This is a genomic window from Enterobacter sp. MGH 38 (genome assembly GCF_000492855.1).
Taxonomy (GTDB): domain Bacteria; phylum Pseudomonadota; class Gammaproteobacteria; order Enterobacterales; family Enterobacteriaceae; genus Enterobacter; species Enterobacter hormaechei_C.
The window spans coordinates 209758-232121 of sequence record NZ_KI535607.1; the positions used below are offsets into that span (position 1 = coordinate 209758).

At 57.3% G+C, this 22364-nt stretch carries 24 protein-coding genes; 5 read left to right on the forward strand and 19 right to left on the reverse strand.

The features are described from left to right. Position 1 precedes the first annotated feature (1 nt). Both L384_RS19860 and L384_RS19855 read right to left on the reverse strand, forming a co-directional pair. The gene (locus tag L384_RS19860) at positions 2-1429 is read right to left on the reverse strand and encodes a non-oxidative hydroxyarylic acid decarboxylases subunit C (protein WP_023323672.1); all 1428 of its coding nucleotides are present in this window, start codon (positions 1427-1429) and stop codon (positions 2-4) included. After that, positions 1419-2021 (reverse strand): non-oxidative hydroxyarylic acid decarboxylases subunit B, encoded by a 603-nt coding sequence (locus L384_RS19855; RefSeq protein WP_023323673.1) that lies wholly within the window; start codon positions 2019-2021, stop codon positions 1419-1421. Before L384_RS19855 ends, L384_RS19860 begins: the two co-directional genes overlap by 11 nt. Positions 2022-2194: 173 nt before the next feature. On the opposite strand from L384_RS19855, the gene L384_RS19850 reads away from it, so the two are divergent. Further along, the gene (locus L384_RS19850; RefSeq protein WP_022651767.1) at positions 2195-2602 is read left to right on the forward strand and encodes a MarR family winged helix-turn-helix transcriptional regulator; all 408 of its coding nucleotides are present in this window, start codon (positions 2195-2197) and stop codon (positions 2600-2602) included. Here the strand turns inward: L384_RS19850 and L384_RS19845 are convergent. Further along, on the reverse strand, positions 2599-3486 hold the full coding sequence (locus L384_RS19845) for a LysR family transcriptional regulator (RefSeq protein WP_023323674.1): 888 nt from the start codon (positions 3484-3486) through the stop codon (positions 2599-2601). The two genes, L384_RS19850 and L384_RS19845, sit on opposite strands and share 4 nt — an antisense overlap. Before the next feature lie 109 nt (positions 3487-3595). Here L384_RS19845 and L384_RS19840 point away from each other — a divergent pair, with 109 nt between their 5' ends. Further along, positions 3596-4798, forward strand: a complete 1203-nt coding sequence (locus L384_RS19840; RefSeq protein ID WP_023323675.1) for an MFS transporter — start codon at positions 3596-3598, stop codon at positions 4796-4798. Further along, positions 4795-5172 carry a DUF4440 domain-containing protein gene (locus L384_RS19835; protein WP_022651771.1) on the forward strand — a complete coding sequence of 126 codons (378 nt, stop codon included), beginning with the start codon at positions 4795-4797 and terminating at the stop codon, positions 5170-5172. The genes L384_RS19840 and L384_RS19835 overlap by 4 nt, the downstream gene beginning before the upstream one ends. 50 nt (positions 5173-5222) lie before the next feature. Here L384_RS19835 and rpoS read toward each other — a convergent pair whose 3' ends face one another. Both rpoS and nlpD read right to left on the reverse strand, forming a co-directional pair. Next, positions 5223-6215 (reverse strand): RNA polymerase sigma factor RpoS, encoded by a 993-nt coding sequence (gene rpoS, locus L384_RS19830; RefSeq protein ID WP_013098493.1) that lies wholly within the window; start codon positions 6213-6215, stop codon positions 5223-5225. Positions 6216-6274: 59 nt separating this feature from the next. Beyond that, complete coding sequence (gene nlpD, locus L384_RS19825) at positions 6275-7348, reverse strand: murein hydrolase activator NlpD (RefSeq protein WP_316396003.1); 1074 nt, start codon at positions 7346-7348, stop codon at positions 6275-6277. Here nlpD and L384_RS22880 point away from each other — a divergent pair. Further along, on the forward strand, positions 7290-7421 hold the full coding sequence (locus tag L384_RS22880) for a peptidase (RefSeq protein ID WP_306173474.1): 132 nt from the start codon (positions 7290-7292) through the stop codon (positions 7419-7421). The two genes, nlpD and L384_RS22880, sit on opposite strands and share 59 nt — an antisense overlap. Positions 7422-7515: 94 nt before the next feature. On the opposite strand, the gene L384_RS19820 is transcribed toward L384_RS22880, so the two are convergent. From L384_RS19820 to cysG, 11 genes are all read right to left on the reverse strand, one after another. Beyond that, entirely contained in the window at positions 7516-8142 is a 627-nt protein-coding gene (locus L384_RS19820; protein ID WP_015571709.1) for a protein-L-isoaspartate(D-aspartate) O-methyltransferase, read from the reverse strand. Beyond that, positions 8136-8897 (reverse strand): 5'/3'-nucleotidase SurE, encoded by a 762-nt coding sequence (gene surE / locus L384_RS19815; protein ID WP_017382816.1) that lies wholly within the window; start codon positions 8895-8897, stop codon positions 8136-8138. Before surE ends, L384_RS19820 begins: the two co-directional genes overlap by 7 nt. Next, positions 8878-9927: a tRNA pseudouridine(13) synthase TruD gene (truD, locus tag L384_RS19810; protein WP_023323677.1), complete on the reverse strand. Its 1050-nt coding sequence runs from the start codon at positions 9925-9927 to the stop codon at positions 8878-8880. Before truD ends, surE begins: the two co-directional genes overlap by 20 nt. Next, positions 9924-10403 (reverse strand): 2-C-methyl-D-erythritol 2,4-cyclodiphosphate synthase, encoded by a 480-nt coding sequence (ispF, locus tag L384_RS19805; RefSeq protein WP_003862097.1) that lies wholly within the window; start codon positions 10401-10403, stop codon positions 9924-9926. The genes truD and ispF overlap by 4 nt, the downstream gene beginning before the upstream one ends. Then, on the reverse strand, positions 10403-11113 hold the full coding sequence (gene ispD, locus L384_RS19800; RefSeq protein WP_022651774.1) for a 2-C-methyl-D-erythritol 4-phosphate cytidylyltransferase: 711 nt from the start codon (positions 11111-11113) through the stop codon (positions 10403-10405). The genes ispF and ispD overlap by 1 nt, the downstream gene beginning before the upstream one ends. 19 nt (positions 11114-11132) lie before the next feature. Next, positions 11133-11444 (reverse strand): cell division protein FtsB, encoded by a 312-nt coding sequence (gene ftsB, locus L384_RS19795; RefSeq protein ID WP_003862095.1) that lies wholly within the window; start codon positions 11442-11444, stop codon positions 11133-11135. A 79-nt stretch (positions 11445-11523) separates the two neighbouring features. After that, positions 11524-11850 carry a DUF3561 family protein gene (locus tag L384_RS19790; RefSeq protein WP_006811767.1) on the reverse strand — a complete coding sequence of 109 codons (327 nt, stop codon included), beginning with the start codon at positions 11848-11850 and terminating at the stop codon, positions 11524-11526. A gap of 58 nt (positions 11851-11908) precedes the next feature. Then, entirely contained in the window at positions 11909-12514 is a 606-nt protein-coding gene (gene cysC / locus L384_RS19785) for an adenylyl-sulfate kinase (RefSeq protein WP_023314740.1), read from the reverse strand. Continuing rightward, positions 12514-13938, reverse strand: coding sequence for a sulfate adenylyltransferase subunit CysN (gene cysN / locus L384_RS19780; RefSeq protein WP_023314741.1), 1425 nt, complete (start codon positions 13936-13938; stop codon positions 12514-12516). Before cysN ends, cysC begins: the two co-directional genes overlap by 1 nt. 9 nt (positions 13939-13947) lie before the next feature. After that, the gene (gene cysD, locus L384_RS19775) at positions 13948-14856 is read right to left on the reverse strand and encodes a sulfate adenylyltransferase subunit CysD (protein ID WP_006811770.1); all 909 of its coding nucleotides are present in this window, start codon (positions 14854-14856) and stop codon (positions 13948-13950) included. Between the two features lie 9 nt (positions 14857-14865). Then, positions 14866-16224 carry a siroheme synthase CysG gene (cysG, locus tag L384_RS19770; RefSeq protein ID WP_022651777.1) on the reverse strand — a complete coding sequence of 453 codons (1359 nt, stop codon included), beginning with the start codon at positions 16222-16224 and terminating at the stop codon, positions 14866-14868. Between the two features lie 237 nt (positions 16225-16461). Here cysG and L384_RS19765 point away from each other — a divergent pair, with 237 nt between their 5' ends. Beyond that, complete coding sequence (locus tag L384_RS19765; protein WP_023314743.1) at positions 16462-17505, forward strand: aminopeptidase; 1044 nt, start codon at positions 16462-16464, stop codon at positions 17503-17505. Positions 17506-18049: 544 nt separating this feature from the next. Here the strand turns inward: L384_RS19765 and cysH are convergent. From cysH to cysJ, 3 genes are read right to left on the reverse strand one after another with little or no spacing between them, the layout of a single operon-like run. Then, positions 18050-18784: a phosphoadenosine phosphosulfate reductase gene (gene cysH / locus L384_RS19760; RefSeq protein WP_003862694.1), complete on the reverse strand. Its 735-nt coding sequence runs from the start codon at positions 18782-18784 to the stop codon at positions 18050-18052. A 15-nt stretch (positions 18785-18799) separates the two neighbouring features. Continuing rightward, positions 18800-20512, reverse strand: coding sequence for an assimilatory sulfite reductase (NADPH) hemoprotein subunit (cysI, locus tag L384_RS19755; protein WP_003862696.1), 1713 nt, complete (start codon positions 20510-20512; stop codon positions 18800-18802). Beyond that, entirely contained in the window at positions 20512-22317 is a 1806-nt protein-coding gene (cysJ, locus tag L384_RS19750; protein WP_003862698.1) for an NADPH-dependent assimilatory sulfite reductase flavoprotein subunit, read from the reverse strand. The genes cysI and cysJ overlap by 1 nt, the downstream gene beginning before the upstream one ends. Between the last annotated feature and the right edge of the window lie 47 nt (positions 22318-22364).

The window sequence follows — 22364 nt, forward strand, 5'->3', positions numbered from 1 at the left end:
CTTATTGACGTGCCGCCAGCATCGCGGTCAGTTTTTCGGCCCAGGTTTTGGTTTCAGGGAGATCCTGTACCGGCTGGCTGTAGTGACCACGGTTGTCCGGGGCAACCGGGGTGGTGGCATCAATGATCAGCTTGTCAGTGATCCCCGCCGGGCTGGAGCCGGGGTCAAGCTCGAGCACAGACATATTCGGTAGCTGCACCAGATCGCCTGCCGGATTGACCTTTGATGACAGCGCCCACATCACCTGCGGCAGGTTAAACGGATCGACGTCTTCATCCACCATAATCACCATTTTCACGTAACCCAGACCGTGTGGCGTGGTCATGGCGCGGAGGCCGACCGCACGGGCAAAACCGCCGTAACGCTTTTTAGTGGAGATAATCGCCAGCAGACCGTGGGTGTACATGGCGTTTACCGCCTGCACTTCCGGGAATTCCGACTTTAGCTGCTGATAGAGCGGTACGCAGGTGGCGGGCCCCATCAGATAATCAATCTCGGTCCACGGCATGCCGAGGTAAAGGGATTCGAAAATGGGTTTGGTGCGGTAAGAGACTTTATCAATGCGTACAACCGTCATATTGCGTCCGCCGGAGTAGTGTCCGGTAAACTCACCGAATGGCCCTTCAATTTCACGTTTCCGGCCTTCAATCACCCCTTCGAGGATCACTTCCGACCCCCACGGCACATCGAAACCGGTCAGTGGAGCCGTCGCAATCGGATACGGGCTTTCGCGTAGCGCACCGGCCATCTCATACTCGGATTGATCGTATTTCAGCGGCGTGGCGCCCATCAGGGTGATGATCGGATCGTTACCCAGCGTAATGGCAATAGGCAGGTCTTCGCCGCGCTCTTCTGCCTTATGCAGATGCAGCGCGATATCATGCATCGGCACCGGTTGCAGGCCGAGCTTACGCTTGCCCTTCACTTCCATACGGTAGATCCCGACGTTCTGTTTGCCGAAGTGATCGGGGTCGAGCGGATCGCGGGAGACAACGCACGCTTTATCGAGATAAAAGCCTCCGTCACCGTCGTTCAGGCGGAACAGCGGCAGAATGTCGAACAGGTTGATGTCTTCCCCGTCCACCGTGTTCTGCGCCCAGGCCGGATTTGCACGACGCTCTGGCGAGACGGGGAATTTGTCCCAGCGACGAATAAACTCGTCGATCTGTTTTTTCACCGGGGTATTCGCTGGCAGCCCCATCGAAATAGCGTGGTTTTGCCACGAGCCGATAGTGTTCATCACCACACGGGCATCGGTGAAGCCGCGAATATTATCGAACCACAGCGCAGGCGCACCATCGCCAATGCGTCCGGTCGCGTTGGCGGCCGCCGCCAGATCCGGCTCGGCGTTAACCTCTTCCTCAATTTTCAGCAGTTGCCCTTGCTCATCGAGCGCCTGCAGGAAGCTTCTCAAATCATCAAATGCCATCTTTATTCTCCTGTGAAAAATGTTTCGCTGCCTGCAAACCTTCCCAGCGTCGGGCTTTTTTATGCTCCAGACCAAACTGGTCGAGAACACGGGTCACGATATGCTGGGTAATGTCATCGGCGGTTTGCGGGTGGTTGTAGTACGCAGGCATAGGCGGCACCATCGCCACGCCCATACGGGAAAGAGCAAGCATGTTCTCGAGATGGATGGTGCTGAGCGGCGTCTCACGGGGAATCAGCACCAGCTTGCGCCCCTCTTTCAACACTACGTCTGCCGCACGCCCTACCAGCCCTTCGGCGTAGCCCGCGCGGATACCCGCCAGCGTTTTCATGCTGCACGGGATGACGATCATGCCGTCGGTGCGAAATGAGCCGGAGGAGATGGTGGCAGCCTGATCGGCCGGGCTATGGACGACATCCGCCAGTGCAGCAACGTCATGCGCAGTGAAGGGCGTTTCCAGCTCAATCGTGGTTTTTGCCCACTTCGACATCACCAGGTGCGTTTCCACCTCCGGCATTTCCCGCAGCGCCTGTAACAACGCCACGCCTAATGGCGCACCCGTCGCGCCCGTCATTCCCACAATCAATCTCATTCAGCACCTCAATTAATTTGTTCGTATACGAACAAATTAATTAAACTACGCCTTGATCCTGCTGCTGACAAGATCGTTCGCATACGATCACACTAATCGCTAAAAAACTCTCGCGTTAAAATTCAGCCCAAGAGCGGCTATCATAGAGGGAGTATTTTTCCGTCGGAGTGTCCATGGAGTTAAGACAAGAAGCTTTCCACCTGCTACGTCAGCTTTTTCAACAGCATACCGCCCAGTGGCAGCACGCATTGCCTGAACTGACCAAGCCACAATATGCGGTGATGCGGTCAATTGCTGAAAATCCTGGTATTGAGCAGGTTGCCCTGACTGAAGTCGCGGTGAGCACCAAAGCGACGCTGGCAGAAATGCTGAGCCGCATGGAAGCACGCGGCCTGGTCAGGCGCGAGCACGATCCGGCAGACAAACGCCGTCGGTTTGTCTTTCTGACTGCCGAAGGAGAGGCCCTGCTTGAGAGCAGTAAACCGATTGGAAATGAGGTGGATGAGGCATTTCTGGGGCGCCTTAACGGCGCGGAACGAGAGCAATTTTCAGCGCTCATTAAAAAGATGATGCAGGGTTAAGTCACCCTGACGCGCATAAAATCAATAAATGTTCGCACTTTCGCGGGCACATGCCGGGCATCGGGATAAACGGCATAGATGCCCTGCTGAGCAAACGTGTACGCCGGTAACAGCGAGACCAGTTCCCCCGCATCCAGTGCGTTACGCACCAGCCACTCCGGCAGCAGCGCCACTCCACATCCCGCGAGGGCAAAAGCCATCAGCGCCTGGGCGCTGTCTGCATACAGGCGCGGCGCTTTCTTGATCTCAAAGGAAACCGGATGCCCATCAACACCTCTTACCTGCCAGCGCAGCGGCGACGTTAAACGCTCGTGAATGATCCAGTCCGCTTCCGCCAGTTGTTCCAGCGAGTCAACCGGATGGTTTGCCAGCCAGCCTGGCGTTGCCACGGGTAGGATGGTGAAGGAGGTCATCAACGCGGCGTGGTAGCGCGAATCTGCAAGCGTGCCGAGCCGGATAGCGACATCGAAGCGCTCGGCGATAAGATCGGCATGCAAAGAGGACGAGACATGCCGCACGCGAAGGTCCGGGTGCAACTGGCTAAATTCAGCCAGCAAAGGCACCACCACCTGCGAGCCATATTCGGGCGTGGTGGTGATCCGCAGTTCTCCCGTCAGCCCGGCGTGGTTGGCGCGAACGTCATCCTGCAATCGCTCTGCATCCCGTAACAGCATCACGCTTCGTTGATGAAAGAGCTTCCCCGCCTCGGTCAGCGTCAGGCGTCGGGTGGTTCGCAGCAACAGGGTGACGCCCAGCTCCTCTTCAAGCTGACGAATATGAAAGCTGACCACCGCTTTTGTCAGCCCCATCGCCTCCGCCGCGGCGGTGAAACTGCCGGTTTCCGCTACGGCGATAAACATTGCCGTACGCTGTAAATTAAGCATCGCTTGCCTGGTTAACTGTCAAAATAATGTTGACAGTATATCGTGCTTTGTCGCGTTTATCCGTAACGCGCGGGCCGATACGATACGCCACCTCACCGGAGGAACTTCCATGACGTATCGCAGCAAAATCGCCGTCGTCTTTCTGCTCGGCTTTTTCCTTGATTTGATAAACATGTTTATTGCCAGCGTCGCCTTTCCGGCGATGGCTCGCGCTTTCAATACCACACCTTCCGCGCTTGCCTGGGTAAGTAACGGATACATTGCCGGGCTGACGCTAGTCATCCCTTTCAGCAGTATCCTGATGCGCCGCGTCGGGCCGAAGCGCGTTATCCTGCTCTCACTGCTTCTCTTTAGCGCGGCCTCCGTTGCGGCGGGTCTCTCATCTTCGCTGGAAAGTCTGATTGCCTGGCGAGTCGTGCAGGGCGCCGGAGGGGGGTTACTGATCCCGGTTGGTCAGGCGCTGACCTGGCAACAGTTTAAGCCTCATGAGCGGGCCAGACTCTCCTCGGCGGTGATGCTGGTCGCACTGCTTGCCCCCGCGTGCTCACCGGCTGTGGGCGGTATGCTGGTTCAGACATTCAGCTGGCGCTGGATATTTTTTGCCACCCTGCCCGTCGTCATTGTCACCTTTGCTTTGGCCTGCGCGTGGCTTAAAACAGAACCGTCGCCGATAACCCCCACCAGGACAGTAAACCTGTCTTTGCTGACGGATCCGCTGTTGCGCTTATCCATGCTTATCTATGTGTGCGTACCCGGCATTTTTATCGGCGTGAACGTAACGGGCATGTATTACCTCCAGAGCGAGGCCAATATGACACCCGCCGCAACGGGCATGCTTATGCTGCCGTGGTCTGTGGCTTCGTTTTTGGCTATCACCGCGACAGGACGCTATTTCAACCGTATCGGCCCCCGGCCGCTGGTGGTCATCGGTTGCCTTTTGCAGGCGACGGGCATTCTGCTTTTAGTTAACGTCGGCCCGGCAATGCTGCTACCTGCCGTTGCGTTTGCGCTGATGGGCGCGGGGGGAAGCCTTTGCAGCAGTACGGCTCAGAGCAGCGCGTTTTTGACGATGCGACCGGAAGATATGCCCGATGCCAGCGCGCTATGGAATCTCAATCGTCAGTTGAGCTTTTTTGCGGGCGCTCTGCTGCTGGCGCAGGCGCTGAGCTTCATGCAGGCTTATCTCTCGCCGCTGGCCGCCTGGCACGGGATGTTTGTTTTTGCCGCAGTCATCACTCTACTGCCCGTACTGTACGTCTACCGTCTTAACAACACGCAGTTACTTGCGCAACTGCAACAGGAGCAACCATGACCCATTTCGAACAAGAGATCCTCGACATTCACGTCGCCCTTGAAAACTGGTTAGGTGCAGGCGAAGGCAATCGGGACGCCCTGCTCGCCCGTTTCCGTCCGGATTTTCTGATGGTTCCACCGAGTGGCAACCCGTTAGATCATCACGCGCTTGCCCAATTTTTATATGCGCAGCGGGGAACCCGACCCGGGCTCAGGATCGGTATTGACGCGTTAACAACGCTTCAGACATGGGACAACGGCGCGGTGCTCCATTACCGGGAGACGCAAACCCGGCCAGGCCAGCCCGTCAACGTGCGCTGGTCAACCGCGGTGCTTAATCAGGAAGGGGATAACATCACCTGGCGTTTGCTGCACGAAACGGCGCAGCCGTAAGGCATAAAAAAGGCCCGTCTCACGACGGGCCTTTTCTGACGAATGGTTGCTTACTCGCGGAACAGCGCTTCGATATTCAGACCTTGCCCTTGCAGGATTTCACGCAGGCGGCGTAGGCCTTCAACCTGAATCTGACGAACACGTTCACGGGTCAGGCCAATCTCACGGCCGACATCTTCCAGTGTCGCAGCTTCATACCCCAGTAAACCGAAACGACGTGCCAGCACTTCACGCTGTTTGGCGTTCAGTTCGAACAGCCATTTGACGATGCTCTGTTTCATGTCATCGTCCTGCGTGGTGTCTTCCGGGCCGTTGTCTTTTTCATCGGCCAGGATGTCCAGCAGCGCTTTTTCGGAGTCGCCACCCAGCGGGGTGTCAACCGAGGTAATGCGCTCGTTGAGACGCAGCATACGGCTTACGTCATCAACCGGTTTGTCGAGTTGCTCTGCAATCTCTTCCGCACTTGGCTCGTGGTCCAGTTTATGGGACAACTCGCGCGCGGTACGCAGATAAACATTCAACTCTTTGACGATGTGGATCGGCAGTCGAATCGTACGGGTCTGGTTCATAATAGCCCGTTCGATGGTCTGACGAATCCACCAGGTCGCGTAGGTTGAGAAACGGAACCCGCGTTCCGGGTCAAACTTCTCAACTGCGCGGATGAGACCTAAGTTGCCCTCTTCAATCAGATCCAGCAGAGCCAGACCACGATTGCCGTAACGGCGGGCAATTTTCACGACCAGTCGCAGGTTACTTTCGATCATGCGACGACGCGAGGCAACATCACCACGCAAAGCACGACGTGCGAAATAGACTTCTTCTTCGGCCGTTAGCAGTGGGGAGTAACCAATCTCCCCAAGGTAAAGCTGAGTCGCGTCCAGCACACGCTGTGTGGCACCCTGCGATAACAGCTCTTCTTCAGCCAAATCGTTATCACTGGGTTCCTCTTCTACTAAGGCTTTTTCGTCAAAAGCCTCTGCTCCGTTCTCATCAAATTCCGCGTCTTCATTTAAATCATGAACTTTCAGCGTATTCTGACTCATAAGGTGGCTCCTACCCGTGATCCCTGGACGAGACACCCTGGCTGGCATGCCCCGTCAATTTATCGCTGCGGTAAATATTGCAGCGGGTTTACGGATTTCCCCTTGTAACGAATTTCAAAATGCAAGCGTGTAGAACTGGTTCCGGTGCTACCCATGGTAGCGATTTTTTGCCCCGCCTTAACTTCTTGTTGTTCCCGGACCAGCATTGTGTCGTTATGGGCGTAGGCACTCAGGTAATCATCATTATGTTTGATGATAATAAGATTACCGTAACCGCGCAGTGCGTTACCGGCATAGACAACGCGTCCGTCTGCGGTCGCGATGATTGCCTGTCCTTTACTGCCTGCGATATCGATCCCTTTGTTGCCCCCCTCAGAGGTAGCGAAGTTCTCGATGATCTTGCCGTCAGTTGGCCAACGCCAGGTGGTAATTGACGAGCTGGCATTCTGACTGCTTGCAGTCGGTACAGTAGAGCTAACCACAGGTGCCGTAGTCGGTGCTGTGACAACAGTCGCAGTACCTTTATTATTCGGCAACATTTTGTTAGCACTCTGATCACCTGAATCCTCAGAATACGTAATTACAGGTTGTGAAGCAACCACCGCGGTGGTTTTTTGTGCAGGGGTGACGCTGTTATTTTGCGCAGTTACGTCGGCTGCTGAAACGGTGTTGCCTGGCGTAAGCGGTGTCCCCGTCGCGTTGCCAACCTGAAGCGTTTGCCCGACTTCCAGAGCATACGGGGCCTGGACGTTGTTTCGCTGTGCCAGATCGCGGAAATCGTTCCCGGTGATCCAGGCAATATAGAACAGCGTATCGCCGCGCTTCACGGTATAGGTACTGCCGCCGGTATAGCTACCTTTCGGAATGTTCCCATACTTACGGTTATACACTATGCGGCCATTTTCAGTCTGAACAGGCTGTTCCACTGGCTGTATCTGCGTAGGCTGCGTAACTGGACGCTGAACCGGCTGGATCTGCGGCGTTTGCTGCGCCGTTGAGGTGCCCATTTTAGGCGGAGGGGTGATCAACATTCCGCTGGACGTGTTACCCGAGCCGCTGGTTCCATTAACGGAACTGACGGGCGCAGGCGCGTTATTTGAACTTGTACAGCCTGCCAGCCAGAGCGAAACCAGTGATAATGCCGCAACACGGCTGATGGTGAATTTTGGGCTTCCCGCGCTCATTTATCCCCCAGGAATGTGTTAACTACCAGTGACTTAAAAATAACCGTGATGGCACGAACCTATCGCGCCACACCATACGCTGAATTTGCCTTAATAACCCTGGAAAAATCCGAGTCTCAGGCCAGCTCGCCCTTAACCAGGGGCACAAAGCGTACGGCTTCCACGGTATCGATAATAAACTCGCCGCCGCGTCGACGAACGCGCTTTAAAAGCTGCTGCTCATCGCCGACGGGCAAAACAAGAATGCCGCCCTCGTCCAGCTGCGAGAGAAGTGCAGCGGGGATTTCAGGTGGCGCTGCCGTGACAATGATGGCGTCAAACGGGGCGCGAGCCTGCCAACCCTGCCATCCATCGCCGTGGCGTGTCGATACATTATGTAAATCAAGCTGTTTCAGGCGACGGCGCGCCTGCCACTGCAACCCTTTAATCCGTTCCACGGAACAGACATGGTGCACAAGGTGGGCCAGGATCGCGGTCTGATACCCTGAACCGGTGCCAATTTCCAGCACCCGGGAGTCTGGCGTTAACTCCAGAAGCTCCGTCATACGCGCCACCATGTAGGGCTGCGAAATCGTCTGGCCTTGCCCGATGGGCAGCGCCACGTTTTCCCACGCTTTGTGTTCAAACGCCTCATCTACAAACTTCTCACGGGGAACCTGGGCAAGCGCATCCAGCACCTGCTCGTTGGCAATCCCCTGTGCGCGTAATTGTTCCAGAAGAGTTTGTACACGTTTACTTACCATTGCGCGTTCACTCCGACCCGATCTAACCAGTCCGACACCACATCATGCGCGCTATAAGCGGTTAAATCTACGTGCAACGGCGTTACGGAAACGTAACCCTCATCCACCGCAGCGAAGTCGGTGTCTGGCCCGGCATCGCATTTATCTCCCGGCGGGCCGATCCAGTACAGGGTATTGCCACGCGGATCCTGCTGGGGAATAACCTGATCGGCCGGGTGGCGACTGCCGCAGCGCGTCACGCGGATCCCTTTAATCTCGTCCAGTGGGAGATCCGGCACGTTAATATTAAGGATACGTCCGGTACGCAGTGGCTCGCGGCCAAGCGCACGGAGAATGGAGCAGGTCACCGCGGCGGCAGTGTCATAGTGGGTGTGGCCGTTTAACGAGACCGCCAGCGCCGGGAAACCCAGGTGACGCCCTTCCATCGCCGCGGCCACGGTGCCGGAGTAAATCACATCATCGCCAAGATTTGGTCCGGCATTGATGCCGGAGACCACAACATCCGGCCGAGGGCGCATCAGCGCATTTACGCCCAGAAACACGCAGTCGGTCGGCGTCCCCATCTGGACGGCAATATCGCCATTCTCAAAGGTAAAGGTGCGAAGTGAAGACTCCAGCGTCAATGAGTTAGACGCGCCACTGCGGTTACGATCGGGAGCCACGACCTGCACATCCGCAAATTCGCGGAGGTGTTTCGCCAGCGTCTGAATACCTGGCGCATGGATCCCGTCATCGTTACTCAGCAATATTCGCATAATCACCCGACGTGTTGATAAGTTCCCTGACAACACTGGTGGCAAAGCTACCTGCCGGCAGCCAGAAGCGTAACTCGACGGTTACGTCATCCCACCAGTTCCAGCTCAGCTGTTGCGGGTAGAGGAGCATCGCACGGCGCGCCGCCTCGACCTTTTCCCGCACCAGCAACGATTGTAATTCTGGCGCATCCGCCACCGCTGACTGCTCAGCGGCCAGCGCCTCGCCCTGGGTTCCCCAGTCGCCTGAACCCGGCAAGGCGGCGGTAATCATCAGCGTTTTAGCGTCCACGCGCGACTGGACATCGGCCATCTCATCGGCCGTTGCCACAAACCAGCTTCCGCGTCCCGCTAATTGTAGCGCATCGCCGACAACAACTTGATTCGCGTCCGGTTTTTTCAGCCGTTCGCTCACAATCTGATTAAACAACGCACTGCGGGCCGCCGACAACCAAAAACTGCGTTTATTACGATCGCGCACCGGTGCACCGCTTTGCGCCCAGCGCAGCGCGCCAAGCAGGTTGCTGCCACCAATGCCAAAGCGCTGTGCGCCGAAATAGTTTGGCACGCCGCGTTCGTTAATGGCCTTCAGGCGTTTTTCAACGTCTTCGCGTTCGGTCACTTCGCGCAACACCAGAGTAAAGGCATTGCCTTTTAACGCTCCCAGACGCAATTTGCGTTTATGGCGGGCGTACTCCAGTACCTTACAGCCCTCAAGCTCAAATTTGCTTAAATCGGGCATGCCGTTGCCGGGCACGCGGGCGCAAAGCCACTGTTCGGTCACGGCATGTTTATCTTTTTGACCGGCAAAGCTCACTTCGCGGGCGTGAATATTGAGGAATTTTGCCAGCGCGTCCGCCACGAAGCGGGTGTTGCAGCCGTTTTTCAGAATGCGCACCAGGATGTGCTCGCCTTCGCCGTCCGGCTCAAAACCGAGATCTTCCACTACCACGAAATCTTCAGGGTTGGCTTTCAGCAGCCCCTTGCCCTGCGGTTCACCGTGCAGATACGTCAGGTTGTCGAAATCCGTCATTTGGCCGCCTTCACCAGCAGCGCCACGGCTTCACAGGCAATGCCTTCGCCACGACCGGTAAAGCCCAGCTTCTCCGTGGTGGTCGCTTTGACGTTGACGTCGTCCATATGGCAACCCAGATCTTCAGCGATAAACACGCGCATCTGAGGGATGTGCGGCAGCATCTTCGGTGCCTGAGCAATGATCGTCACATCAACGTTGCCAAGGGTGTAGCCTTTGGCCTGAATACGACGCCAGGCTTCGCGCAGCAGTTCGCGGCTGTCTGCGCCTTTAAAAGCAGGATCGGTGTCCGGGAACAGTTTGCCAATGTCGCCCAGCGCGGCGGCACCCAGCAGCGCGTCGGTCAGCGCATGCAGCGCCACGTCGCCATCAGAATGCGCCAGCAGACCTTTTTCGTATGGAATGCGCACGCCGCCAATGATAATTGGGCCAACGCCGCCAAAGGCGTGTACATCAAAACCGTGTCCAATACGCATTATGCCTTCTCCTGAGGGGTCGTACGGGTAAGATAAAATTCCGCGAGCTGTAAGTCTTCCGGGCGCGTCACTTTTATATTATCAGCGCGCCCTTCAACAAGCGTGGGGTGGAAACCGCAATACTCCAGCGCCGAGGCTTCGTCCGTAATGGTCGCACCTTCTTTAAGCGCACGCGTTAAGCAGTCGTGGAGTAATTCGCGGGGAAAAAATTGTGGCGTCAGCGCGTGCCATAGATCGACGCGCTCGACGGTGTGGGCAATCGCCGGTTTACCCGGTTCGGCACGCTTCATGGTGTCACGCACCGGGGCGGCCAGAATGCCGCCCACGTTACTGGTTTCGCTCAGGGCCAGCAGACGTGACAGATCGTCGTGATGCAGACAGGGACGCGCGGCATCGTGCACCAGCACCCACTGCGCGTTCCCGGCAGCCTGAATGCCCGCCAGAACGGAGTCAGCCCGCTCTGCGCCGCCGTCAACGACGGTAATCTGAGGGTGATTCGCCAGCGGGAGCTGAGCAAAACGTGCATCGCCGGGGCTGATGGCAATAACAACGCGTTTCACCCGAGAATGCGCCAGCAGCGCCGCCACGGCGTGCTCGAGGATCGTTTTATCGCCAATTGAGAGGTACTGCTTAGGACATTCTGTCTGCATGCGCCGGCCAAAACCTGCGGCCGGCACCACGGCACAGACGTCCGAAAAAGTTGCTGCCATGTCGTAATCCTGGGCCTGATTATCGATTGTTTTGTGCGGAGCCCTGATTGCGTTTAGACGCATCCGGAACCAGGCGATAAAACGTTTCGCCCGGCTTAGTCATACTGAGTTCATTGCGCGCGCGCTCCTCAATCGCCTCCTGGCCGCCATTGAGGTCATCAATTTCAGCAAAAAGTTGATCGTTACGCGCTTTAAGTTTGGCGTTTGTCGCCTGCTGTGCCGCGACGTCATCGCTCACCCGGCTGTAGTCGTGCAGTCCGTTTTTGCCGAACCACAGCGAATATTGCAGCCAGACCAGCAAAGCCAGCAACAGCAGCGTTAGTTTACCCATCCTGCCCCCTGAAAAAACGGCATCATCATCCCATAACTTTCCGCTGGACTCTACTGCGGGGTTCTAATTATGCCGTAAGTTAGCCCATCAGCCATAAAAACAGCAGGCCAAAGATGACCACAACGGTGGCGATAGTGATGAGCGTACTATACAGAAGCTTGCCGTTGAAAAGGGAGTGCAGCGCCACGCCCACAACCACCGCAACGGGCATCAGCGCCAAAAAGAAAGGCCAGGTATAGAGGAAGAAAAAGAGGGTGTTACCACCGTAGATCAAAAACGGGATACCCAGCGCCAGTAGCCACGATACGAAGCCGACTATCGCCCCAGGGAAGGACCAGGTCGTCTCGTCGTCGGTCGTTAACGGTTCCGACCCGGTGGTAATCATGTAGTTTTCACTGTTGCGCATAGCTAATCCTGTGACCGTGACTCATCGCTCGGGAAGACAGCTCCCGAACGATACCGTCTCAGGATCTGATAATATCGTCCCGTCTGAGCAGGTCTAATAATTGGCTTACTAAATTTGTTACCAATTGTTGACCTTCCAGATGAATCTCAGGGGATTCAGGCGCTTCGTAAACGGAGTCAATGCCGGTGAAGTTTCGCAGCTCTCCCGCGCGGGCTTTTTTGTACAGCCCTTTAGGATCGCGCGCTTCGCAGATTGCCAGCGGGGTATCCACAAACACTTCAATAAAGCGATTCTGCCCCACGCGCTCACGCACCATCTGACGTTCGGCGCGGTGCGGTGAGATAAACGCCGTCAGCACCACCAGCCCGGCATCCGCCATCAGGCTGGCGACTTCCCCCACCCGACGAATGTTCTCTTTACGATCTTCATCGCTGAACCCTAAATCGCTGCACAGGCCGTGACGCACGTTGTCGCCGTCCAGCAGGTAGGTGCTCACCCCCTGCTGATGCAGCGCCTCTTCCAGTGCGCCTGCCACCGTGGATTTACCGGAGCCAGACAGCCCGGTAAACCACAGCACAACCCCACGGTGACCATGGAGCTGTTCGCGCTGGGCGACGGTGACCGGATGAGGATGCCAGACGACGTTCTCATCATGGGTGGCCATCACTTGCCTCCCAGCAGATCGCGTGCGCCCCAGTGCGGGAAGTGCTTACGCACCAGCGCGTTCAGTTCCAGCTCGAAGGCGCTGAACTCAGACGTCACGCTCGCCTGCGCGTCAGGCTCGCGCACCATGCCGGCACCGACGGTAACGTTCGTCAGGCGGTCAATGAAGATGAGCCCGCCCGTAACAGGATTCTGCTGATACGGATCCAGCACCAGCGGCTCGTCGAAGGTCATATCCACCAGACCGATGCCGTTCAGCGGCAGCTCGCTCACGTCACGGTGGGTCAGGTTGTTGATGTCCACCTGGAACTGAATGCCGTCCACGCGGGCGCGGGTTTTCTTGCCGGCGATTTTAATGTCATAGCTCTGGCCTGCGGTCAGCGGCTGTTCCGCCATCCACACCACGTCCACGGATGCGCCCTGCACCGCCGCCAGAGTTTCCTGCGCGTCGACCAGCAGGTCGCCGCGGCTGATATCAATTTCGTCTTTCAGTACCAGGGTTACCGCTTCACCTGCTCCGGCTTCGTCCAGATCGCCATCAAAGGTGACGATTCGGGCAATGGCCGATTCCACACCGGACGGCAGCACCTTCACGCGCTGGCCCACCTTCACCGCGCCGGACGCAATGGTGCCCGAGAAGCCGCGGAAATCGAGGTTCGGACGGTTCACGTACTGCACCGGGAAGCGCATCGGCTGGGTATCAACCACGCGCTGAATTTCAACGGTTTCCAGCACTTCCAGCAGCGTCGGGCCGCTGTACCACGGCATGTTCCCGCTCTGAGAGGCGACGTTATCCCCTTCCAGCGCCGACAGCGGCACAAAGCGAATATCGAGGTTGCCCGGCAGCTGTTCAGCAAAGGTCAGGTAGCTCTGACGGATCTCGTCGAATCGCGCTTCGCTGTAGTCCACCAGATCCATTTTGTTCACCGCCACCACCAGATGTTTGATCCCCAGCAGCGTAGAGATAAAGCTGTGACGACGAGTCTGATCCAGCACACCTTTACGGGCGTCAATCAGCAGGATCGCCAGATCACAGGTGGACGCGCCGGTCGCCATGTTACGGGTGTACTGCTCGTGCCCCGGGGTGTCGGCGATAATAAATTTGCGCTTTTCGGTAGAGAAGTAGCGATAGGCGACATCAATGGTAATGCCCTGCTCGCGCTCCGCCTGCAAGCCGTCTACCAGCAGCGCCAGGTCGAGTTTTTCGCCCTGGGTGCCGTGGCGTTTACTGTCATTGTGCAGGGAAGAGAGCTGATCTTCGTAGATCTGGCGCGTGTCGTGCAGCAGACGTCCTATCAGGGTACTTTTCCCGTCATCCACGCTGCCGCAGGTCAGGAAACGCAGCAGACTTTTGTACTGCTGGGCGTGCAGATAAGCTTCTACGCCGCCTTCATCGGCAATTTGTTGGGCAATAGTCGTATTCATGGCGGCTCCTTAGAAATAACCCTGACGTTTCTTCAGCTCCATGGAGCCTGCCTGGTCGCGGTCAATCACGCGCCCCTGTCGCTCACTGGTAGTCGACACCAGCATCTCCTCGATGATCTCCGGCAGCGTCTGCGCACTGGATTCCACCGCGCCGGTCAACGGCCAGCAGCCGAGAGTACGGAAACGGACCATCTGTTTTTTGATCACTTCGCCCGGCTGTAAATCAATGCGATCGTCGTCGATCATCATCAGCATGCCGTCGCGCTCCAGCACCGGGCGCTCGGCCGCCAGATACAGCGGAACGATCTCAATATTTTCCAGATAGATATACTGCCAGATATCCAGCTCGGTCCAGTTGGAGAGCGGGAAGACGCGAATGCTTTCGCCCTTGTTGATCTGGCCGTTGTAGTTGTGCCACAGCTCCGGACGCTGGTTTTTCGGGTCCCAGCGGTGGAAGCGGTCGCGGAAAGAGTAGATACGCTCTTTGGCGCGGGATTTCTCTTCGTCACGGCGCGCGCCGCCGAAGGCCGCATCAAAACCGTATTTATTCAGCGCCTGCTTCAGCCCTTCGGTTTTCATGATGTCGGTATGCTTGGCGCTGCCGTGCACGAACGGGTTGATACCCATCGCCACCCCTTCCGGGTTTTTGTGCACCAGCAGCTCGCAGCCGTAGGCTTTGGCGGTACGGTCACGAAACTCGTACATCTCGCGGAATTTCCAGCCGGTATCCACGTGCAGCAGCGGGAACGGCAGCGTACCCGGATAAAACGCTTTACGCGCCAGGTGCAGCATGACGCTGGAATCTTTACCGATGGAGTACATCATCACCGGGTTAGAAAACTCGGCGGCCACTTCGCGGATAATGTGGATACTTTCCGCTTCGAGCTGCCGCAGGTGAGTAAGTCGTTTTTGGTCCATAACCGTTCCTTAAGCCAAATTTATAACAGAAGCGCCAAAGCCTTCTGTGTCGGTTGTGTGTTGGAACCAGGCGAGCGTGCTGTGCAGCTGCACCACTTCTCCCACCACAATCAGGGCGGGCATTGGGGCGTCTTTCGCCAGGGTTGCAAGGTCTTGTAAAGTGCCGATGGCGACATGCTGATCGACGCGTGTCCCGCGGGAGATCACCGCTACCGGCGTCGCCGCATCGCGACCGTGCTGAATAAGCTGTTCGCTGATGTCTGCCGCTTTCATCGTGCCCATATAAATCGCCAGCGTTTGCCGGCTCTGGGCGAGATGCGACCAGTCAAACGGCGTACTGTCGGCTTTATAGTGCCCGGTCACAAAGGTCACGCTCTGGGCGTAATCGCGATGGGTCAGCGGAATACCGGCGTAGGCCGTGACGGCAGACGCCGCCGTAATGCCGGGAACCACCTGGAACGGGACGCCCGCTTCGGCTGCCGCCTGCAACTCCTCGCCACCACGACCGAAGATAAACGGATCGCCCCCTTTCAGGCGCACCACGGTTTTGCCCGCTTTCGCAGCGGCAATCAGCATTTGATTGGTGTCGTGCTGTGGCACGGAGTGCTCGCCGGCACGTTTGCCGACGCAGATTTGCTCCGCGTCACGGCGGATCAGCTCGCGAATACCGTCGGTGACCAGGTGGTCGTAGAACACGACATCCGCATCCTGAAGAACCTGGAGGCCACGCAGCGTGAGCAGCCCGGCATCGCCCGGCCCGGCGCCCACCAGAATGATCTCCCCGCCCGTACTGCCGGGGTTATCCAGTTCGTCTTCGAGGATTTGTTGCGCCGCCGTCTCGTTACCGGCCTGCATCAGGCTGGCAAAGCGGCCGCGAAACACACGCTCCCAGAAGCGACGGCGTTCCGTCACGCTGGTCAGACGCGTTTTCAGATGGTTGCGCCAGTAGCTGGCCTTCTCCGCCATGCGTCCGAGGCTGGTCGGCAGCAGCGCTTCGATTTTTTCTCTCAGCACGCGCGCCAGCACCGGGGCGGTGCCGCCGGAGGAGATCGCCACCAGCAGCGGCGAGCGGTCGACAATCGACGGGAAGATAAATGAACATAACGGCTGGTCGTCTACCACGTTCACCAGGCGGTGACGGGCCTGGGCTGCGTCGGAGATTCGGCTGTTGAGCGCCCGATCTTCGGTTGCCGCAATCACCAGTACCACGCTGTCGATCTGAGACTCTGCAAAATCCGCCTCTGCAACGATCTGCACCTGCGCCCCGGCGCGTTGCAGGAAGGCGATTTTGCGATCGGCAATTTCACCCGTCCCGACAACCAATACCGGTCGGTCTTTTAAGGCAGCAAAAAGGGGGAGATAGTCCACAGGCAACAACTCACTAACAACCACGAATAAAGGGACTATAGGGGGCGGCTTAGAACGAATGAAATTACGAATTGGAATGAGTAGTTACTCAATGGAATAACGCCGTGGAAAAGCAAATATCAAAAAGTGCTTAACACGCGAAATTTCGGGCATTTAAGAGCAATTCAAATTGTGTCTACCCGATCACAGTTTCATACTATGCGGGTTAAAATTTTGCTCTGTTTTTAAGGACTCACTATGTTTTCCGCAATGCGCCACCGATTCGTTGCCCTGGCGCTCGGCGTTTGCTTTATCCTTCCGGCTCAGGCAAAAAATCCATCTTACGGTGAAATAGCCAGTATGCAGGCGCGGCATATTGCGACGGTCTTTCCGGGCCGTATGACCGGAACCCCAGCCGAGATGCTCTCGGCAGACTATATTCGTCAGCAGTTTGCGGATATGGGCTATGAAAGCGACATTCGCGCTTTCCACAGCCGCTACATCTATACCACTCGCAATAAAACGCAAAACTGGCATAACGTAACTGGCAGCACGGTTATTGCGGCGCACGAAGGAAAGGCGGCTGAGCAGATTATTATTATGGCGCACCTTGATACCTACACGCCGTTGAGCGATGCCGATGTCGATAATAATCTCGGCGGGCTGACGCTTCAGGGACTGGATGATAATGCGGCGGGTCTGGGCGTGATGCTTGAGCTGGCCGAACGCCTGAAGAATATTCCGACGAAATACAGCATTCGCTTTGTTGCGACCAGCGGCGAAGAAGAAGGTAAACTCGGCGCTGAGAATCTCCTTAAGCGCATGAGCGCTGAGGAGAAGAAAAATACGTTGCTGGTGATTAACCTCGATAATCTGATCGTGGGGGATAAGCTCTATTTTAATAGCGGACAGAGCACGCCGAGCAGCGTACGTAAACTCACCCGCGACCGCGCGCTGGCGCTTGCCCGCACGCATGGCGTCTATGCCGCGACAAATCCGGGCGGTAACCCGGAGTATCCTAAAGGCACAGGCTGCTGTAATGACGGTGAAGTGTTTGATAAGGCGGGCATTCCGGTGCTGTACGTCGAGGCGACGAACTGGGCGCTGGGCAAAAAAGATGGCTATCAGCAGCGCAGCAAATCGAAAGCCTTCCCGGACGGGACCAGCTGGCATGATGTGCGGCTGGATAATCAGCAGCACATTGATAAAGCGCTGCCGCAGCGGATTGAGCACCGCAGCCGGGATGTCGTGAAAGTGATGCTGCCGCTGGTGAAGGAGCTGGCGAAAGCGGGGAAAGCCTGAGGCCGTTAAGCATAGTGCGGCCTTATGCCCTCACCCCAACCCTCTCCCACGGGGCTGAGGGTTCCCCACAAAATAATGCCTGCACAGACGGCCCCCTCTCCCTTGAGGGAGAGGGCTGGGGTGAGGGGGAACATACGGCTCTGGTGGTCATTCCGTTCACTTTATGTTCCTTGCTACTCTGTCACGACATGACCGGTGAACGTGCCAGGGTGGCTCAGTCGCCACCACCCTGGCGACCCGGGCTTCCGGCGGTAAATCGCCGCTTCGCGGTGCCTTCGGCTTATTCCTTCCGGCTTATCGGGGACGGGCGGAGGTAACATCCCTGTAAAGCCCGCCCTCTCGGCGCATCCCTGCGCCTCGCCCCGGCCTACAGGAAACGCCTCAGCGATTTACAGCCGGACCGAAGCATCGCTGAAAGCCCTCAGTTATTCTGAGGCAACGTTATCGCTTTTGCTTTCGAATTACTGGGGAACCACCCACGGGGAGAGGGAGAATTAAGCCTTTGTAGGCCCGGTAAGCGCAGCGCCACCGGGCAAAAAGGTTATCACCCTTCGTGCAATCCGCACTCGCGCTTCAGCCCGAAGAATCGCGTCTCTTCTTCCGCCATTCCCGGTTCCCATTTACGCGTGGTGTGGGTGTCGCCTACCGACAGGTAGCCTTGATCCCACAGCGGATGGTACTTCAGCCCGTGCTTTTGCAGATACTGATACACCGTGCGGTTATCCCAGTCGATGATCGGCAGCACTTTGAACACGCCGCGCTGCACCGCCAGCACCGGCAGCGTGGCCCGGCTCCCGGACTGCTCGCGGCGCAGGCCCGCAAACCAGGTCTGAGCGTTCAGTTCTTTTAGCGCCCGGTTCATCGGCTCGACCTTGTTGATCTCATTGTATTTCTCAATGCCCTCAACGCCCTGCTCCCACAGCTTGCCGTAACGCGCCTCCTGCCAGGCCGCGCTTTCCGTCGCACGGTAGACTTTCAGGTTCAGCCTGAGCTTATCCGTCAGCTCGTCGATAAACTGATAGGTCTCCGGGAACAGATAGCCGGTATCGGTGAGGATCACCGGAATGTCCGGACGGATCTGATTCACCAGATGCAGACTGACCGCCGCCTGAATGCCAAAGCTCGACGAAAGCACATAGTCTCCCGGCAGGTTTTCCAGCGCCCACGCCACGCGCCCTTCGGCGTCCAGCTTTTCCAGTTGGGCGTTAGTTTCTGCGAGTGCCAGAATGCGTTCGACTTTTGGCAATGCGTTAAGCGCGTTTAGATCGAGTACGGACATAAATACCTCTCGTGGTTACTCCCAGAAATCCCTTGCGGGATCGAGCACCGGGCGAATGATGCCCGCACGTACCGTAAAGTCGCCGAAGCCTTCACCCGCTTCGCGCTCTTTCGCCCAGCGTCCGATAAGCACGTCGAGGGAATCGAGAATTTCCGGCTCGGTGATGTTCTCGCGGAACATACGCGGAATACGCGTCCCGATACGGTTACCGCCCAGGTGCAGGTTATAGCGACCCGGCGCTTTCCCTACCAGACCGAGTTCGGCCAGCATCGCGCGACCGCAGCCGTTCGGGCAGCCCGTCACGCGCATAACAATATGCTCGTCCGGAATACCATGTTTTTCCAGAATCGCTTCCACTTTATCAGTGAAGGACGGCAGGAAACGCTCGGCTTCGGCCATCGCCAGCGGACAGGTCGGGAACGACACGCAGGCCATCGAGTTTTCACGCTGCGCGCTCACCGCATTCATCAACCCGTGCTCGCGGGCCAGCTCTTCAATTCTCGCCTTTTCGCTTTCCGGCACGCTGGCGACGATCAGGTTCTGGTTAGCGGTGATACGGAACTCGCCTTTGTGGATCTTCGCGATTTCCAGCAGGCCGGTTTTCAGCGGACGGCCCGGATAATCAAGAATACGGCCGTTTTCGATAAACAGCGTCAGGTGCCATTTATTATCGATACCTTTAACCCAGCCGATGCGATCGCCGCGACCGGTAAATTCGTAAGGGCGGATCGGCTCAAACTTGATGCCCGCGCGACGCTCCACTTCTTCTTTGAACGTCTCGACGCCTACGCGCTCCAGAGTGTATTTGGTTTTCGCATTTTTACGGTCGGTACGGTTACCCCAGTCGCGCTGGGTAGTAACCACCGCCTCAGCCACAGCCAGCGTGTGCTCCAGCGGCAGGAAGCCGAACTCGCTCGCGGTGCGGGCGTAGGTTTTCTTGTTCCCATGCTCAATGGACAAACCGCCGCCCACCAGCAGGTTAAAGCCGACCAACTTGCCGTTTTCGGCAATCGCCACGAAGTTCATGTCGTTGGCGTGCAGGTCGATATCGTTCTGCGGCGGGATCACCACCGTGGTTTTGAACTTACGCGGCAAGTAGGTCTGACCGAGGATCGGCTCTTCATCGGTGGTGGCGACTTTCTCCTGATCGAGCCAGATCTCCGCATAGGCACGCGTGCGTGGCAGCAGATGTTCGGAGATTTTTTTCGCCCACTCGTACGCTTCGGCGTGCAGTTCGGACTCGTACGGATTCGAGGTGCAGAGCACGTTACGGTTCATGTCGTTGGCGGTCGCCAGCGCGTCCAGACCCACGGAGTGCAGCATCTGGTGAACCGGCTTGACGTTCTTCTTCAGAATGCCGTGGAACTGGAAGGTCTGACGGTTGGTCAGACGAATGCTGCCGTAAATCGTGTTGTCATGGGCAAACTTGTCGATCGCCTGCCACTGTTTGGTGGTGATGATGCCACCCGGCAGACGACAGCGCAGCAGCATCGCGTGACGCGGCTCCAGCTTCTGCTCGGCACGTTCGGCGCGGATATCGCGGTCGTCCTGCTGGTACATACCGTGGAAACGGATCAGCAGGAAGTTGTCGCCTTTGAAACCGCCGGTCAGGCCGTCATTTAAATCTTCGGCAATGGTACCGCGCAGGTAGTTGCTCTCTACCTTCATGCGCTCGGCATCAGACAGTTTGCCTTCGACCACCAGTGGGCCAGGATGTTTTTCGCTCATTAGTAGACATCTCGCTGATAACGGCGCTCTACGCGCAGCTCACTTAAAAATTCATCCGCCGTTTCGGCATCCATACCGCCGAATTCGGCAATCACTTCCAGCAGTGCCTGCTCAACGTCTTTCGCCATGCGATTGGCGTCGCCGCAGACATAAATGTGGGCACCGTCATTGATCCAGCGCCACAGCTCTGCGCCCTGTTCGCGCAGTTTGTCTTGTACGTATACTTTTTCTTTCTGGTCACGAGACCAGGCCAGATCGATGCGGGTCAGCACGCCCTCTTTGACGTAGCGCTGCCATTCAACCTGGTAGAGGAAATCCTCGGTAAAATGCGGGTTGCCGAAGAACAGCCAGTTTTTACCCGGTGCCTCGTCCGCTGCACGCTGCTGCATAAAGGCGCGGAACGGTGCGATGCCGGTGCCCGGGCCAATCATGATCACCGGCGTTTCCGGGTTCGCCGGCAGACGGAAGTTGTCGTTGTGCTCGATAAAGACGCGCACCTCGCCCTCTTCTTCCACGCGGTCGGCCAGGAAGCCCGAGGCCCCGCCCGCCCGCGCGCGGCCTTCGATGTCGTAACGCACCACGCCAACGGTGATGTGGACTTCGTTTTCCACTTCCGCCTGTGAGGAGGCGATGGAGTAAAGACGCGGCGTCAGTGGACGCAGCAGGCCGATCAGCGCGTCGGCATCCAGCTGTGCCGGTGAGAAACGCACCATATCGACAATCGGCGTTGTCGCCGCGTATTGCTGTAACTTCGCCTTATCCCCGACCAGCGGAAGGAGCGATTCGCTGCGGGTTAAGGTGGCGTAGTTTTCAACGATGTTGGCGGTGTTCACCGTCAGCTCGAAATGCCACTGAAGCGCCTCAGAGAGCGGTAAGGTTTTACCCTCCACCTGGACCGGCTCCGTGCCTTTCAGCCACAGCAGTTCGACCAGCTCTTTCACCAGCGCCGGATCGTTCTGATACCAGACGCCCAGCGCATCGCCAGGCTGATAACGCAGGCCGGAGTCACCGAGATCGATTTCGATATGGCGCACGTCTTTTTCCGAATCACGGCCCGTGATTTTCTGGTTTACCGACAGGGTCGCCGTCAGCGGCGCCTCTTTCGTGTAAGGGCTGGTGTGGATTTCGTTGACGGTGCCCGCTGCGGTAACGGCGGCCTGCGCTGGCGTCTCTTTCGGGACGCGGGCCTTCAGCACCTCAACGATGCGCGCCCGCCATTCGGCGGCGGCGGCCTGGTATTCGACATCAGCGTCTACGCGATCCAGCAGGCGCTCTGCACCCAGCTCCGCCAGCTTGCTGTCGAAATCTTTACCGGACTGGCAGAAAAATTCATAGGACGTGTCACCGAGGCCGAAGACGGCAAAGGCGGTGCCCTCGAGCTTTGGCGCTTTTTTCGAGAACAGGAACTTATGCAGCGCGACGGCTTCTTCCGCAGGCTCGCCTTCGCCCTGCGTTGACGCCACCACCACCAGCAGTTTTTCTGACGCGATCTGTTTGAATTTATAATCCCCGGCGTTGACCAGGTTAACGTTCAGCTTCGCGGCGAGCAGGTCATCACGCAGCGCTTCGGCCACACGACGGGCATTACCCGTTTGCGAAGCGGAGATAAGCGTGATGGCAGGAATTTCAACGGCCGTTGGCGGGACGCCAGCCACAGCACCCGGCTGCTGGTTCAGCATTCCCCAGAAATAGCCGGAGACCCAGGCGAGCTGGGTGGGTGAAAAATCGGAAGTCGCGGCCTGGAGGCGCGCCAGTTGCTCCGGGTTAAGGGGAAGCAAATTTGAAGGTGGGGCCTGTGTTGTCATGCGTCGTTATGTTCCAGTAGCAAAGCGGACTTTAAGCGAATAAATCC